We start from the raw sequence: 14,569 nt of genomic DNA, 5'->3' as shown, positions 1-14,569 counted from the left end.
TACACATTTGATTCGTCGAAACTTTGTTCAGTTTTCAAAGGTCTACCTTGTTTAGCTAAGGAGCTAAACAACATTTACTATTATATCACATGCTTGTTTCAATGTCAATAACTAATTTCAAATTAATTTATTTAGCTAAATCTGAAACATTGACCTCAGCAAGCAGCTTTTATAATATATCATGTTGCCTTAATTAAGTCAACAACTTCTTTCAAATTAATTTTGAAAGAAGTTCATTGCCTCGCTGACAACGTTAACTACTATACCTTGTTCTCAATACCCTGTCAACATATTTTCAAAAAAAGATCTCGTAATTTTTTCTTTCTTATTCTTAAACTTTATAAAAGCCTCTAAATAGCCCTTCACAAAGCTTGCAACGGTTGATAAACTTACTAAGTATTGTGATAAAAAAGGAGTTAGTCAATGATCTCAACACTAATTGATTTCGTTTTACATATTGATGCTCACCTTATTCAAATTGTAAATAATTTTGGTGATTCAACATATCTTATTCTTTTTGCGATTATCTTCATCGAAACCGGTGCGGTAATCCTTCCATTTCTGCCTGGTGATTCATTGTTATTTGCTGCAAGTGCATTAGCAGCAAATCCACAATATCATCTCAGTATTTGGATATTCGTCTTTGTCTTCTTAGCAGCATGTATCCTTGGTGATTCATTAAACTTCTATATCGGACACCGAATTGGTAAAAGTTTATCTAATCATTCGTTATTTGGAAAATTAATCGATAAAGATAGTCTCGAAAAAGCTGAACACTTTTTTGAAAAGCATGGTGCACCAGCCATTATTCTTGCCCGTTACATGCCAATAATTAGAACCTTTGCCCCATTTGCTGCTGCGGGGTCTGGTTTCCCCTATAGGAAATTTATCCGTTATAGTGTTATCGGTTGCGTTTCTTGGGTTGCTCTCTGTTGCGCAGCCGGCTATTTCTTCGGTAACCTTCCATTCGTTCAGGAACATTTTTCTATAATTATCATCGCTATTATCGTTGTTACATTGATTCCAGCCGTTGTTAGCTACTTAAAAGCGAAATTTACCACGAAGTAATTTTCGTTTGTTATACATTCTTAAACTAATAAGAACTAAAACACTAATTACAAACCAAATAAGAAATAGTTTTAAAAAGAAACTTGGCGGTATTGCATTAATGATTGGGTCAGTAGATGGATTAAAAATCCAATTACTATCACTAAACATTAAACGGTGAAATACAATAAATGCTCTATCAAAATCAATTGATACCAGTCCCACCATTACTAACAACGTAAAACATAGATAATCAATAAGCGAAATCAACACCAACAGTTGATTTCGCTTTTTTTCGTACCTGTTATTTATAATAATCGTTCCCCAACTAGTAACGCATAACACCTCATTAGCAATTAACAGGTGACGAATCATTCTAAAATGTGCACTAGCATTGTTACTAATTGGTAAATAACGAAAGGTAAGATGATAGAACCCCGGAGCTTGAAGATATACCAATAACCGCTGGTAGTCAGTTATCATATTCTCCCAAGCTATCCCCTTTTCAAATGGATGGAGCAAAAAAATAGAAACATTAGTTGTAACTATTATTGCGATCGAAGTTGCCGCTAAAAAATACCCTAATATTAATAAGGTGCTTTTTATAGTCATCTTCATTATTCAATCTTCCATTCATCTAAACTATCAATCTGGTGAGTAGGTTGTATTTTTTCTTTACTAACTTCTTCTCTTGTCGATAGCCCTGAATATACTAATAGACTATCAATGCCGAAATTAATGGCTGCCTTAATGTCCGTATTGTAGTTATCACCAACCATTACAACTTGATCTTTAGTAAGACCACTTCTTTTCAAAGCCATCTCCATAATGATCTTTTCTGGTTTACCGATCATAATTGGTTTCTTTTGGGTAGCATATTCGACAAGTTTAACCAACGAACCAGCTCCAGGGACCATCCCTCGTTGATTAGGCAAATTACTATCAGAGTTGGTCCCAATAAAAGTTGCCCCAGCTCGAATAAGTAAAACGGCAGTTGCTAATTTGTCATAGGTTACTTTCGAATCTAATCCAACAACCACATAGTCCGGTGCTTCCGCAGTAATTTTGAATTGGCGATTTGTTAATGCATCCCGCAATCCACTTTCGCCAACCACATATACTCTGCGCTTTTCATCAGCAATCTGATCCAAATAATCAGCAGTTGCCAGTGCAGTTGTATAAACATTCTCACTTTTTACGTTAATCTCGTGATTAGTAACCAAATTATTAGTAACAAATTCTGGCGAACGTGTACTATTATTAGTCACAAACAATACTTTCTTTTTAGCATCTTGAAGACGTTTAATAAACCTTGCAGCTGCAGGTATCCGCTTCGTTCCTTTATACATCGTCCCATCAAGATCAATGAAGTAGCCTTGGTAATTACTTTTCATTCTGATTCCTCTTTACTCGTTGGTGGATAACAAATTTTTGCTGATGATTACCAACCTTAACCCGTTTTGCTAATTGGTGATGTCGTTTTCGTGGTTCCGGCTGATGGAGTCGCCGCCGTCGTTCCTTAATTACTGGTGAATGTCCCCTGCGACGACGCCGGTTACGACGTTTAGGTAACCGAACATCGCAATTTTGAACAATGAAATATGAACACCCAAAATTACAATCCTCGAATAGGTAGTCTTCAATTGTATCAACTCCCAGTTCTGGTTGAAACAAAGGATTGTCGGGATCATAAAATCCCTTTAATCGTAACTGATCATATCCCCAATCACCAACAATATAATCATACTTATTCAAAATATTACTAAAACGGGCAGCCAATTGCTCACCATCAAAGCCATCGCGATAGTTTTGTAGCAACTTGTATTGATGACCATTCAAAAGAAAATCATTCCCACTCTGTGCTTCGTAATGGTATAAATCAACCCGTTGCTCTTCGCGTTGATCGATGTATTCTTGAATTTTCGCTCGATTCAACCACTTCACCCCAGTTCTTATTCGTATCATTAGTTAACATCATACCATGATCCTAACCACGTTTTGCAAAATCGTCTGCTTTACCATTTACAATTTTCTCTATTTGAGAAAAACTTAGTGGTGTTCCAAATGGAATCTTTTCTGGTAACAAATAGTCAAATTCCGGCGAATCAATTCCCACATTAATATTTTCTTTTGCCGGGACTGCATAATGGTGAATGTGCCCATGAAGATTAATAATTTGTGGCGCAATTCCCAGCATCATAGGATAGTGTGTTAAATAATATTGACGATGATCATATTTTAATAACACGCCAACATCATGAAAAGAAAATTTTGGTTTCCCGTTAAAGGAATAATTATTCTTCGCTAAGTATTTAAACAATCCTCGATTATCATGGTTCCCTTTGATTAAAATTAAGTGACCATTTAATGAATTAAGGATTTCAAAAATTTTCTCATATGCTTTTGATTGAGGTTTAGCAAAATAAACAGCAATATCACCAAGATGATATACAGTATCGTTTTCACCAACTAGTTCATTCCAGTTTTGAATAATTTTCTGATCCATTTGCTCAACTGTCAGGAATGGTCGTGGTGCAAACTTATCAATTCCTAACAGGTGCTCATCCAAGAAGTGAGTATCAGCCGTGACAAATTGCATTCTTCTTCACCCCTTATCTTTAATTTGAATAAAAAGAAACCGGTAGCTAAGTGAGAATTTTTTCTCCTTAACTACCGATTTTATAATAAATTACTTACTTTGTTTCTTCAAGCGTTCAATATCACGAACAATCATCAATTCCTCATTAGTTGGAATTAATAATGTCTTAATCTTTGCATCTGGTGTAGAAAGATCACGTTCAACTCCATGGCAGTTGTTCTTTTCTTGATCAATCTTAATACCAAAGTAGGCTAATTTGTCTGTAACCATCTTCCGAATTGGAACACTGTTTTCACCAACACCTGCTGTGAAGATAATTGCATCTGCGCCACCCATTTCTGCAATGTAGGCACCAACGTAACGTACAATCCGGTTTACATAAATATCAAGAGTTAATTGTGCACGCTTGTCACCCTTATCAGCAGCCGCAAGAATATCACGCATATCTGGAGAAATACCAGAAATTCCCTTAATTCCAGATTCATGGTTTAAGATATCAATCATTTCTGAAGAAGTCTTACCAATCTTTTCTTGAATAAAGGCAACTAAGGATGGATCAACATCCCCTGAACGAGTTGCCATTGTGATTCCGGCTAATGGGGAGAATCCCATAGAAGTATCATAGGACTTTCCACCCTTAACAGCAGTAATGGAAGCACCAGCACCAATATGCATTGTGATCAACTTTAGATCCTTTAATGGCTTACCAAGCATTTCAGCGGCACGTGCAGCAACATAACGGTGACTAGTACCGTGAGCACCATACTTCCGTGCACCATACTTTTCATACCATTCATAAGGAACACTGTAGAGTGCGTTCTTCTTTGGCATGTCTACGTGGAAAGAAGTATCAAACACGGCAACAGCAAACGCATTTGGTAGGACCTTCCGAAATTCCTTAATTCCAACCAATTCAGCTGGATCATGTAATGGAGCATATTCAGCTAAACTATCAATCTTTGCAATTACATCATCGTTAATTACTGCAGAATCCTTAAAGTATTCACCACCAGCAACAACCCGGTGACCAACCGCGGTAATTTCATCGTAATTCTTAACGATATCAAGGTTAATTAATTGATCAAGCAAGTACTTAACAGCAGTCCCATGATCAGCAAAAGCACGTTCTTCTTCATGTTTTTGACCGTCACCATACTTAATATTTGCGTGACCCATTTTTTCGCCAATTCGTTCAATTGTTCCTTCAGCAACAACATTTTCACTTGGCATATCAAATAATTTAAATTTTAGTGTTGAACTTCCGGCATTAACTGCAATTGTCTTTGACATCTGATAACGTCCCCTTTATTTATTAATATTTATTGTAACCCAATCATTAATTTCCTGCATAAAGCTGGCAAACTTGTTTTTATCCTTGAAAGATGGAAACTCACCAAGGAGAACCTTTGTAGCTTGCTTGCTATCTCCTCCATGTCGCTGCAACAATAGAATTGACTTTTGTGCAGCCGGATTAGCAAATAGTTCAGCTGGTAAATTAACGAATCCTTGGAGGTAGGCAACAGAATGAATCCACTTAATAAATCCTTCTGTTTCCTTAGTTTGGAATAAACTACTTGGAACAAGGAAAACGCCAAATTTCCCTGGCTTTAAATAATTCATCGATTGTTCAATTAACAAGTGATGAACAAAAGAATGTCCCTCTTTAGCACGTGTTTGGTAGTCCTTAGTATTATTATCAAGCGGGTAATAACCAATTGGTAAATCACTAACTGCTAAATCACATTGTGGGATATCCAAAGCGCTGACGGAATCTTGATGGAACAAGTCAACATTAGCGTGCTGCAATGCAACATTCACGCTCGCCACACTCAACATTGAGTCATCATTATCGATTCCAAAGCCCTGAATATTTTCGTGTTCATCTTTATCAAGCTGATTAATTACGGTAGTTAATAAGTTAGCCGTACCAACCGCAGGATCAAAAATTGTCTCAATCTTGGTATTTTTAGTTACCTTTTCAATCAAGAACGCCATCAAAAGTCCAATTGTATCTGGTGTCATCTGGTGGTTTGCCTGAATTACATCTTTTCGAATAACCTTCAAAAAGCTCAATTGAATTAATTGACGAATCGCTTCTGCATTAACATTTTTAAGATCGAGTTGCTTATAGATCTTCGTTAGCTTTTCTTGAGTTTCTTTATCAGGAACCCCATCTTCTACGCGAACAGTATTATCATCAATAATATTCTCCGCATTTTCCAACATTGCATCTAAGTATGAACAATTTAATGCAGATTGTAAAAGCATCGTTCCCTGATCAAATAGCTCAAATAGCTTTTGAACTGATTGCTGTGACAGTGTAGGTCACCTCCATTACATTACAATCATCTTTAAGTTTAACGATTCTGTCTATTAAATTCAAGGTAACGCTTTACAACCGAACATTATTTAATTATTTAAAGGAATTTTCCTAGGTTTGTTCTTCAAATTGTGAACTTTTTCCCTTGAATTACCATTTGAATTATCGAGATTTTGCCTAATTTGACTTTGCAGTTTTGACATTAATTCACGATTAACCATTGATTGCTGTTTTTGGTACTGAAATTCAAAAACTATAGCCCCAGCCGAAAGGGTCAATAAGATTAAGCTAATTAACAGAGCGTATCCTGGACGAGTCTTTACTTGTTGTTTCCTCATAAAACTTAACCACCCCAATTAATTTTTGGCCGTTTTTTCGTTCTGCTTGAATTTTAACTCGTTCACCAGCTAATTCATTAAATTTTACTGTTCCAGGTTTAATATCACTAAAAAGCAGCATATAGCCACCTCGGTTAGCCCGACTTAAATAGAGTCGATCTGTTCCATAGAGCTCATAAGTTAATCCAGAAGAACGGCTAGTTAACTGTAATTTCTTGTTTGAAACTTTTTCAAGCATAAATTGATGATCTTGTGACTCCAGCTCTGTAAGGCAAATATACCAATCAAGGGGTCTTTCTAAAGACTTAGTAGTAGTTGATTTAATAACCCTGATTTGAATAGAAAGTAATAATGTAATAAGTGACATAATAATTAGTGCAATTAGGCACTCTACTAAAGTAAAAGCTCTTTTTATCATCTTGTTACCTCAAAAATTAACTGACGATATCGATAAACCTTTACGTCCCTACGAGAAGCAACCGCACTAAATTCATTTTGTCTAATAAATACTGGCCGGTTAGTCGCAACCAGTTCATCGGTTGCCTCCTTAGCAATTCGACTTGCCACTAAATCTACTTGTTGCCGTTTTTTCTGCTGGATTAAACATTCATGACTAACAAGAGTAAATGTAATACTAAGCGAAATAATTGTAAGTGCAATGAGGCTATCGGCCAGAATAAATGCTTTATGTCTACCTTGTTTCAATTCGGTACCCTCCCCAGGCAAGCTGGATCCGCATTAAATATGTTTTGCCGTTAATTGATGATTGAAGCTCTTGAGTACGGGGCTTTGTATAGCCATTTTCATGCATTTTAAAATCATCAAACTTTCTTACCAATAGCGTTTCCGGAACAGTTAACCTCTTCTTTACTGGTTGGTAATGTTCAAGCCAAGTAAATTCAATTTGGTAACTTGATGAATCAAATGTTACTGCCGTTTCAATATGCCTAGTTTTGGAACGAACCTGAGCTGCTTGCCATTCTTGACGAAAATCATTCCAAAATTCGCGTTCTGTTACTACTTGTTTACTCCGGCTAAGACTAGGGAACGAAAAGGTTACAATTAATGCGGTTAACACTAAAACGATAATTGTTTCCAGGATAGTAAAGCCATGGTGTTTCACCGCTTAATAACCTTCCCATCCACAATTACGATATGTTGCTCATGGGCTTTTTTAACTTGGGCAGCCGTTAAATACTTTGCCTCCCTCAACTCTTCTAAGCTAACATTTTCTTTGCCACCATCATTTTCATACTCATCAACTTGTGTTTGAACTACGGATACCATCGCATCACGATGGATTCGCTTGGCACTTTTTCGCTGCGCTGTTAAATTAGGTAAAACAATTAAAATTAATAGACTAATAATAAATAAAACAATTGACATTTCTAGTAAGGTAAATGCTTCACGCTTTTTTAACAATTAGATCACTCCCTGCATTGAATCGTAAATTGGTAATAGTAATCGCAAGTAAAGGCCGATAATAACTAAGGCAATTACCCCAAAGACGACTGGTTGAATAAGCATTAATAGTCGTTCTATTCGCTTAGTAAGTCGTTGAAATAAAATATTAGCCAATGCGGCTAAATCCTGTCCTAAATTTGATAACGTTGAACCTTTTTCCACAATTATCCTGAGTTCATCTGGCAAGAAATGTGCATCGTGAAAAATAGTCTCTAATTTTTGTCCCTGGTTTACGACACCTTTGGTAATTTTCCCCAATAACGATAAAAAACTTTGTTTTTGATTTTTCTCGACAATTGAGCAAATCTCCTTAATCGTTAATCCATGCCGAATCATCATTGCTAAGTTAGTCACAACATAATAGCCGTAATATAATCGATAACACTTTCCAATTATTGGTAACGAACAAAGAGCGTTTATTCTCTGTAACTGATTTAACCTTACCCAGCGCAATACCGTTAGACACCCTAATACGAAAAAGCCACCGCCAAAATAGGCAAGTATTTCAAATAAATAATAATTTTCAGGATTTTCATGATTTCCTCCTTGCCACTGAGAAAGTTCTGGAAAAACAAATAACTTTAACGCCACCATTAAACCTGCTAATAGACAGATTAAAATTAATGGATACTGTAACAGCGCCATTAACTTTTGCCGCTGCTTTTCTTGAAGAACCATCAATTTTCCAACTTCCTGCAAGCACTCCTCCAAACTGCCATGTTGTTCTGCAAGGAGGAGTTGATAATACAAATTTGGTTTAATATAGGGCTTTAGGCAATCTGCAAATGTTTTTCCCTCCCCCATAGCAATATTAATTTTTTGAAAAAGTAACTGATGTTTTTTCAAAATCGTTCCCGAGAACTCAACTGCATGACGGAGAGAAAAACCACTTCGTAATAAATCAGCAATTAATAGTAGCCATTCAGCTTGATCATGGTGACGAAACTTAACCGTTTTTGAATTTTTCGTAATTTGCCAACGATAATTGCTGTTCCTGATATAACTTTTTAACCTGCTGTCGCCACTCATTACTCATCCCCCGCTTTTTTCCTTGCTCAACTGCAACTAACAACTCCTCTCCCATTAATAAATCAAATAGGAGGGCGGTTCCACTATAAAGAGGCAATAATCTCTGGTAGCACACTCCTGTTAAACACTGCTGAAGGTAATATTTTTCAACCCCTAGCTGACGCATTCTTGCAATTACACCATAGGCATTCGTTGCGTGGACAGTTGCTAATACCAGGTGACCGCTTAAAGCTGCCTGAACTGCTAAGTTTGCCGTTTTATTATCACGAATTTCACCAATAATGAAATCATCTGGTCGATGACGCAAACCAACTTTTAATAGTTCTTGGTACCCCATCCCAGCCTTGTCGTTAACCTGTAATTGCAAAAAGTTAGCTTCTTCAATCTCCACTGGGTCCTCAATCGTCATTACAAGCTCTTTGCTAGCTAACCCCTTTGCCAATCGGTACATAGTTGTTGTCTTTCCTGATCCCATCGGCCCAGCAAATAAAATTAAGCCGCGATGATGGATTAACCTGGTAATTTTCTCCCATTGTTCAGGCAAGTTTAATCGATAGTCAATCTCAGCTAAAGAGTAAATAAAGCGAATAACCATTGATTCCTGTGAACGAAAATTACCAACGGTCGACAAACGTAAATCAACCGTTGTTTTATTATTGATTTGCCATTTTAGGGCTCCGATTTGTGGCCGACGGTGTTCACTAACGGTCATATTCCCCCGATATTTAAAGTAGGCAATCATTTGTTGACCAACTTCAGCGGATAATTCAGTAACGCACCTTTTTTCTCCCTGGACACAGGTCAAAAGGCGGTACTTATCTTGGTACGGAAGAATAAAGAGATCCGAACTTCGATCCTTAATCGCCCCTTCTATCAACTTACGAAATCTTTCCATTTCTTCACCTCCAATATAAAAGAACGTAATCGAAGGTAAATTCTATTTTTAAAACAAAAAAAGACTGGAAATTATCCAGTCTTTTTTCTAATTATTCTGCATCTTCTGGTAATTGACCAGCTTCATAAATATCCGCAACATCATCGTTAGCAGTCAATTCATCAATAAGATGGCTGTATTGCTTAACCTTATCTTCTGGAACTGCAGTCCGATTTTGTGGAATCATGGTAACTTCAGCAGTATCAAGTTCATAACCCTTATCTTGTAAGGCATCACGAACACTGGTCATATTACTTGGATCAGTGAAAATTTGGAACTTTTCTTCAGTTGCCTTCATGTCATCGGCACCGGCATCAAGTGCGTCCATCAACATGTCATCTTCACTCTTATCAAGGCCATCACGAAGGATTTCAATTAATCCCTTCCGGTCAAACATGTATGAAACTGAACCACTAGCGCCAAGTGAACCACCTGCATGGGTAAATGCTGAACGTACGGCTGCAGCAGTCCGGTTCTTGTTATCAGTCAAAGCAGAAACCATTACTGCAACACCACCCGGTGCATAACCTTCGTAGGTAACTTCTTCGAACTTTGCACCACCGATACCAGAAGCCTTAGCAATTGCCCGATCAATGTTCTTCTTTGGCATGTTAGCGGCGTGAGCCTTATCAATTACCAACCGTAATTGGGCGTTGTTCGCTGGATCAGGGTCACCTGCTTTAGCTGCTTGGTACAAATCACGTGAAATCTTTTGGAAAATCTTACCACGCTTAGCATCTTGGGCGTTCTTCCGTCCCTGAATGTTATGCCATTTTGAATGTCCTGACATTACTGACTCCTCTTTTCTTAATTAATGTGATAAACAGGTAGATCTTAGCAGATCTCCTCTTGAAATTCAAGGTCACCGTCTTTTTAGCACTCTGCTAACTATTCTCCAGATAAACAGGAGCAATGTTAGTACTAAAAGGAACAACCAATAGTTTAACGCTTGAGTATGAAAATCAGTACTCAACTGCGCAGTAAAAGAACTATAGTCTGGGTATTGATTCCCAATTTGAATAATCAACTGACTAAAGATATTTACTAACGCATAAACAATAATTACACTCCACAAACCAATCCAAGAAAATGAGCGACTAAAGAATTTTCTCAAGGCCGCAATTAATACCATTACCACTAACCCAATCAACGAAATCACCATTAACAAATGGTCGATAATTTTGGCAATTGAGATAGCATTAGTAATTTGCTTAACTTCAGGAGTATTTAGCTGGCTATTCACAGCACCAGAAATTTCGTTACTAACACCTGAAGTTATTGAATTAGGAAGCTCAACTCCATACTGTTCGGCAGCTTGAGAAGCAGATTGATTAACTCCAGCTAAGACTGGCTGTAAGTTCAGCTCAATCTCTTGACCAGAATAAACCTGGTTAACCGCTTGGGTAATTAATTTATTTGCTTCTTTGTCGGAAATGGCAGATGTCGATATTCCATACTGTGAAAGATTATTATCTACAGTATCCATTATCGTCGAAGATAAATTAGTATGAGTAATCTCGTAGTCTACAAAATGAGTACTGAGAAGCGTTTGGTTAAAAGTTATGGCAACCATTAACAAGACAACCAGAAGTGTTCCCCAAATAATAAATATGGGGTGGTGCCGTGGTCGCTCCTGATTTTTGTTCGTCACCTCTTGTTGATTCTGCTTGCGACGAACTTCACTCCGCGTTTCCACAATCTTACTTTCCTCGACGAGTTGATTGACGCTCAACGATTCCGTGATTAAGAATAACGTCGTCGCTACTGTCGGTTTCGCCATCCATCATCTTCGTCAATAACCGCATTGAAATTGCCCCAATATCATAAAGTGGTTGAGTAATTGACGTTAACGTTGGACGAGTGATTTTGGCATATGTCGCATCATTTGAAGTAACAATTTCAAAATCGTCTGGAACCTTAACATTGTTATCCGTTAAGCCATTCAAAAGGCCTGCAGCCAAATCATCATCACTAACATAAGCCGCTTTAATTCCTTGTTCCATTAAGTGGTTAGCCTGTTCATAAGCCCGGTTATAGTCACCATTCGTCTCAATTACGTACTTAGATTCAAATGGAATGTTATGCTCAGCCAATGCTTCTTTGTAACCAGCTAACCGGTACTTAGAGTTAATAGAATAGTCAAGTGAACTAACAACAAATGCCACCCGTTCGTTGTTATGATTTAACAAATAATTAGTTGCTTCTTTAGCGGCATTTTGATAGTCGATTCGAACTGTTGCCAGTTTATCATCGTTAACAATTGAACCGGCAACAACTACTGGTGTATTTGAAGCAGCAAATTCTTGTTGTAGCTCTGTTGACATATCATGACCCATGAAAATAATTCCATCTACTTGCTTTGCCAGTAAGCCACGGGCAACTTTCAAAATCTTGTCATCATTAAAATCAGAATTAGCTAAAATAATATTGTACTTATACATAGTTGCAATATCGTCAATTCCCAACGCTAGTTCAGCAAAGTAGGGATTAGTAACACTTGGAATAATAACCCCAACTGTTGTTGTCTTCTTTGAAGCTAATCCACGGGCAACAGCATTTGGTCGATAGTTTAACTTTTTAATAACATCAAGCACTTTTTGGCGGGTCTCTGGCTTAACGTTAGGATTACCGTTTACAACTCGTGAAACGGTAGCCATCGAAACTCGTGCTTCACGTGCAACAGTATAAATGGTAACTGCTTGTTTTTCCATATTGATAGCCCTTTCTTTATTGCTATTATCAGTTTTCATATTTTTTCATAACCACACTAATATATCAGATCAATATGCATTTGGCAAACGTTATCATCAAATAAATTTTGGGTATAAAAAAGGCTGACAACATCTCTTCTTGATATTATCAGTCTTAATCATGTTGATAGTCACTTTAATTTTCATTGGTCTAGAATATTAACTATTCCTTATCGTCTTTAACTTCTTTTGCTGAATCAGCTTTTTCATCTTGATCAGCTGTTGAATCTGAATCTTCTGGTTCATCAGTTGCATCAATGATAATGTCTGGATCAGCATTCTTAGTGAGTTGTTGACGAATTTCAGCAGTTTCTTTATCAAAGTCATCATTGGTAAAGTGGTCGACAACATGACTTGCCTTATCCTTAACCTTATCTGCGGTCTTAGTAAAGCGACTACTTAAATTACTGAGCTTCTCACTAGCATCATGCTCAGCTAACTTTTCATCAATAATATCAAGAGCATTTAAGGCATAATCAGTTGAGGCATCTGCAACCTCAGTTACACATGAATCAACATTCTTCTTAATACTATTCTTCTGCTTATCGGACAAACACTTCCAAGCAACATACGTAGCGGCGCCACCAAGAATGGTTCCTAACAATAAATTCTTACTCATTATTCATCCATCTCCTTTGCCTTCTTTGCTTGCCGGTGTTGACGTAGCTTTCGCCAAGCACCCATTACCACGGCTTGCGTTGCAAACTTAGTAAATCCAGAAAATTTATTTTGACGTTCCTCATGCCGTTCAACAAAGTTATTTACTGCTTCATTGACATTTGAAACACTCTGACCAACATCTGCAACAGCTTTAACCGCCGGATCAAGTTCAATCGACTTCTTATTGAGGTCTTCTAACAAACTATTAGTGTTTCCTAACAGCTTCTCAGTTTCCTTGCTTAAGGTATCAACATCACTTGATAGTACCTTAACTGATTCATTAGTCTCCTTTAGCATCTTACTTACTTGACTAAGTGAAATACAAGCAAAAATAACCAGAATAACAAATGCAATCGCTGCAATGAGGCCGGCTAATTCACCAATTGTCATTATTAATCCCCTTCCTCTTAAGAAATCTCGATAATTCTACCCACACTAGTAGAATAGCATATCTAACTCCCATTCGACAATTGATCTAATGGCTTGTACAATAAAATAAGTATTTTTTAAGGAGGAAATCTATGAATTCGGCGCTTAACAAGCAAGTTCACCAGGTTACAAAAGTCTTTACCGACTTATCATGGCACGAAATTTCACAGCATATTTTTAGCCGTTTACTACTGATAATGGCAACCATTTTACTTTTCTTTATCTTACTCTGGCTGGGAAGGTTAATAATCGATCACCTTTTTGCCGAATCAAACCATGTTAAATTTTTAAAATCAAGTAACCGAATTGCAACGATCCATGCCCTAACACTAAATATTTACCGCTATACCTGCTACTTTTTCCTACTCTATGCAATCCTATCGGAAATTGGGGTTCCAGTCGGCACATTAATTGCTGGTGCTGGAATTTTTAGTATTGCTTTAGGCTTAGGTGCCCAAGGATTTGTTAGCGATATGGTTACTGGTTTTTTCATCCTTCTCGAACAGCAACTTGATGTGGGGGATGTTGTAGAAGTGGATTCAATTAAGGGGACCGTTACTGCCTTAGGATTACGAACAACTCAGATCACAAGTAGTGACGGAACACTTAACTATATTCCCAACCGCAATATTACAACTGTTCAAAACTTTTCCCGAAATAACATGGTAGCTAACGTTGATATCCGCATTTCTGCTAAAGCCCCTCTTGAGAAAATCACTAACATCATTAGTGAAGAAAATAAAAAATTAGTAGTTAACATTCCTGAGCTTCGGTCCACGCCAATAATTGTCGGTCCGGTTAATGTTGGTGGTCAATTAGTCTTCCGAGTAACAATTACTACTCAAAATGGTGCCCAAGATAAAATTGCAAGTCAATTTCTTTCTGACTACTTAAAAGCATTACGTAAGGATAACATCCCCCTTGGCTGGGATAGTAACCCAATCACTCACCAACAAAATTAAAAACACGAGAGTAGTGAATTCTTCGCTGCTCCCGTGT

At 37.3% G+C, this 14,569-nt stretch carries 19 protein-coding genes; 2 read left to right on the top strand and 17 right to left on the bottom strand.

The genetic code is table 11. The features are described from left to right. Nucleotides 1–426 precede the first annotated feature (426 nt). On the top strand, nucleotides 427–1,068 hold the full coding sequence (locus NFR46_RS07175; RefSeq protein WP_251576010.1) for a VTT domain-containing protein: 642 nt from the start codon (nucleotides 427–429) through the stop codon (nucleotides 1,066–1,068). Here the strand turns inward: NFR46_RS07175 and NFR46_RS07170 are convergent. The 17 genes from NFR46_RS07170 to NFR46_RS07090 form a co-directional block, all read right to left on the bottom strand. Then, nucleotides 1,042–1,665 carry a TIGR01906 family membrane protein gene (locus tag NFR46_RS07170; RefSeq protein ID WP_251576000.1) on the bottom strand — a complete coding sequence of 208 codons (624 nt, stop codon included), beginning with the start codon at nucleotides 1,663–1,665 and terminating at the stop codon, nucleotides 1,042–1,044. The two genes, NFR46_RS07175 and NFR46_RS07170, sit on opposite strands and share 27 nt — an antisense overlap. Beyond that, on the bottom strand, nucleotides 1,665–2,441 hold the full coding sequence (locus NFR46_RS07165) for a TIGR01457 family HAD-type hydrolase (protein WP_251575998.1): 777 nt from the start codon (nucleotides 2,439–2,441) through the stop codon (nucleotides 1,665–1,667). Before NFR46_RS07165 ends, NFR46_RS07170 begins: the two co-directional genes overlap by 1 nt. Beyond that, complete coding sequence (locus NFR46_RS07160; RefSeq protein WP_251575996.1) at nucleotides 2,431–2,982, bottom strand: YutD family protein; 552 nt, start codon at nucleotides 2,980–2,982, stop codon at nucleotides 2,431–2,433. The genes NFR46_RS07165 and NFR46_RS07160 overlap by 11 nt, the downstream gene beginning before the upstream one ends. Before the next feature lie 52 nt (nucleotides 2,983–3,034). Then, on the bottom strand, nucleotides 3,035–3,646 hold the full coding sequence (locus NFR46_RS07155) for a metallophosphoesterase family protein (protein WP_251575994.1): 612 nt from the start codon (nucleotides 3,644–3,646) through the stop codon (nucleotides 3,035–3,037). 90 nt (nucleotides 3,647–3,736) lie between these two features. Continuing rightward, nucleotides 3,737–4,936, bottom strand: a complete 1,200-nt coding sequence (locus NFR46_RS07150) for an acetate/propionate family kinase (RefSeq protein WP_251575992.1) — start codon at nucleotides 4,934–4,936, stop codon at nucleotides 3,737–3,739. A 15-nt stretch (nucleotides 4,937–4,951) separates the two neighbouring features. Further along, nucleotides 4,952–5,965, bottom strand: a complete 1,014-nt coding sequence (locus tag NFR46_RS07145) for a class I SAM-dependent methyltransferase (RefSeq protein ID WP_338146926.1) — start codon at nucleotides 5,963–5,965, stop codon at nucleotides 4,952–4,954. Nucleotides 5,966–6,254: 289 nt separating this feature from the next. Further along, complete coding sequence (locus tag NFR46_RS07140) at nucleotides 6,255–6,722, bottom strand: prepilin-type N-terminal cleavage/methylation domain-containing protein (RefSeq protein ID WP_277612861.1); 468 nt, start codon at nucleotides 6,720–6,722, stop codon at nucleotides 6,255–6,257. Next, entirely contained in the window at nucleotides 6,719–7,009 is a 291-nt protein-coding gene (locus NFR46_RS07135) for a hypothetical protein (RefSeq protein ID WP_251575986.1), read from the bottom strand. Before NFR46_RS07135 ends, NFR46_RS07140 begins: the two co-directional genes overlap by 4 nt. Then, a complete protein-coding gene (locus NFR46_RS07130) occupies nucleotides 6,996–7,427 on the bottom strand; it encodes a type II secretion system protein (RefSeq protein ID WP_251575984.1) in 432 nt (143 codons plus the stop codon). Before NFR46_RS07130 ends, NFR46_RS07135 begins: the two co-directional genes overlap by 14 nt. Beyond that, nucleotides 7,424–7,726 (bottom strand): competence type IV pilus major pilin ComGC, encoded by a 303-nt coding sequence (comGC, locus tag NFR46_RS07125; RefSeq protein ID WP_191684308.1) that lies wholly within the window; start codon nucleotides 7,724–7,726, stop codon nucleotides 7,424–7,426. Before comGC ends, NFR46_RS07130 begins: the two co-directional genes overlap by 4 nt. Beyond that, entirely contained in the window at nucleotides 7,727–8,797 is a 1,071-nt protein-coding gene (gene comGB, locus NFR46_RS07120) for a competence type IV pilus assembly protein ComGB (protein ID WP_251575982.1), read from the bottom strand. Beyond that, a complete protein-coding gene (gene comGA / locus NFR46_RS07115; RefSeq protein WP_251575980.1) occupies nucleotides 8,715–9,692 on the bottom strand; it encodes a competence type IV pilus ATPase ComGA in 978 nt (325 codons plus the stop codon). The genes comGB and comGA overlap by 83 nt, the downstream gene beginning before the upstream one ends. Before the next feature lie 91 nt (nucleotides 9,693–9,783). Beyond that, nucleotides 9,784–10,521: a YebC/PmpR family DNA-binding transcriptional regulator gene (locus tag NFR46_RS07110; protein ID WP_191684305.1), complete on the bottom strand. Its 738-nt coding sequence runs from the start codon at nucleotides 10,519–10,521 to the stop codon at nucleotides 9,784–9,786. Nucleotides 10,522–10,593: 72 nt separating this feature from the next. Further along, nucleotides 10,594–11,427 carry a hypothetical protein gene (locus NFR46_RS07105; protein WP_251575978.1) on the bottom strand — a complete coding sequence of 278 codons (834 nt, stop codon included), beginning with the start codon at nucleotides 11,425–11,427 and terminating at the stop codon, nucleotides 10,594–10,596. 4 nt (nucleotides 11,428–11,431) lie between these two features. Next, nucleotides 11,432–12,442 carry a catabolite control protein A gene (gene ccpA, locus NFR46_RS07100; RefSeq protein ID WP_251575976.1) on the bottom strand — a complete coding sequence of 337 codons (1,011 nt, stop codon included), beginning with the start codon at nucleotides 12,440–12,442 and terminating at the stop codon, nucleotides 11,432–11,434. A 202-nt stretch (nucleotides 12,443–12,644) separates the two neighbouring features. Next, nucleotides 12,645–13,100: a hypothetical protein gene (locus tag NFR46_RS07095; RefSeq protein ID WP_251575974.1), complete on the bottom strand. Its 456-nt coding sequence runs from the start codon at nucleotides 13,098–13,100 to the stop codon at nucleotides 12,645–12,647. Next, on the bottom strand, nucleotides 13,100–13,531 hold the full coding sequence (locus NFR46_RS07090; RefSeq protein ID WP_251575972.1) for a DUF948 domain-containing protein: 432 nt from the start codon (nucleotides 13,529–13,531) through the stop codon (nucleotides 13,100–13,102). Before NFR46_RS07090 ends, NFR46_RS07095 begins: the two co-directional genes overlap by 1 nt. A 131-nt stretch (nucleotides 13,532–13,662) precedes the next feature. Between NFR46_RS07090 and NFR46_RS07085 the strand changes: the two genes are divergently transcribed. After that, a complete protein-coding gene (locus tag NFR46_RS07085; protein WP_251575970.1) occupies nucleotides 13,663–14,532 on the top strand; it encodes a mechanosensitive ion channel family protein in 870 nt (289 codons plus the stop codon). The last annotated feature ends 37 nt before the right edge of the window (nucleotides 14,533–14,569 follow it).

Origin of the sequence: Limosilactobacillus agrestimuris (assembly GCF_943193105.1) — a bacterium.
In the GTDB taxonomy this organism is placed as follows: domain Bacteria; phylum Bacillota; class Bacilli; order Lactobacillales; family Lactobacillaceae; genus Limosilactobacillus; species Limosilactobacillus agrestimuris.
This window is presented reverse-complemented; position numbering and strand designations above follow the sequence as displayed.

Excerpts from the sequence above, each read along its gene's own strand:
- NFR46_RS07170 (WP_251576000.1), bottom strand. The coding sequence starts at position 1,665 with ATGAAGATGACTATAAAAAGCACCTTATTAATATTAGGGTATTTTTTA.
- NFR46_RS07165 (WP_251575998.1), bottom strand. The coding sequence starts at position 2,441 with ATGAAAAGTAATTACCAAGGCTACTTCATTGATCTTGATGGGACGATG.
- NFR46_RS07155 (WP_251575994.1), bottom strand. The coding sequence starts at position 3,646 with ATGCAATTTGTCACGGCTGATACTCACTTCTTGGATGAGCACCTGTTA.
- NFR46_RS07150 (WP_251575992.1), bottom strand. The coding sequence starts at position 4,936 with ATGTCAAAGACAATTGCAGTTAATGCCGGAAGTTCAACACTAAAATTT.
- NFR46_RS07140 (WP_277612861.1), bottom strand. The coding sequence starts at position 6,722 with ATGATAAAAAGAGCTTTTACTTTAGTAGAGTGCCTAATTGCACTAATT.
- comGB (WP_251575982.1), bottom strand. The coding sequence starts at position 8,797 with ATGAGTGGCGACAGCAGGTTAAAAAGTTATATCAGGAACAGCAATTAT.
- comGA (WP_251575980.1), bottom strand. The coding sequence starts at position 9,692 with ATGGAAAGATTTCGTAAGTTGATAGAAGGGGCGATTAAGGATCGAAGT.
- NFR46_RS07110 (WP_191684305.1), bottom strand. The coding sequence starts at position 10,521 with ATGTCAGGACATTCAAAATGGCATAACATTCAGGGACGGAAGAACGCC.
- ccpA (WP_251575976.1), bottom strand. The coding sequence starts at position 12,442 with ATGGAAAAACAAGCAGTTACCATTTATACTGTTGCACGTGAAGCACGA.
- NFR46_RS07095 (WP_251575974.1), bottom strand. The coding sequence starts at position 13,100 with ATGAGTAAGAATTTATTGTTAGGAACCATTCTTGGTGGCGCCGCTACG.
- NFR46_RS07090 (WP_251575972.1), bottom strand. The coding sequence starts at position 13,531 with ATGACAATTGGTGAATTAGCCGGCCTCATTGCAGCGATTGCATTTGTT.
- NFR46_RS07085 (WP_251575970.1), top strand. The coding sequence starts at position 13,663 with ATGAATTCGGCGCTTAACAAGCAAGTTCACCAGGTTACAAAAGTCTTT.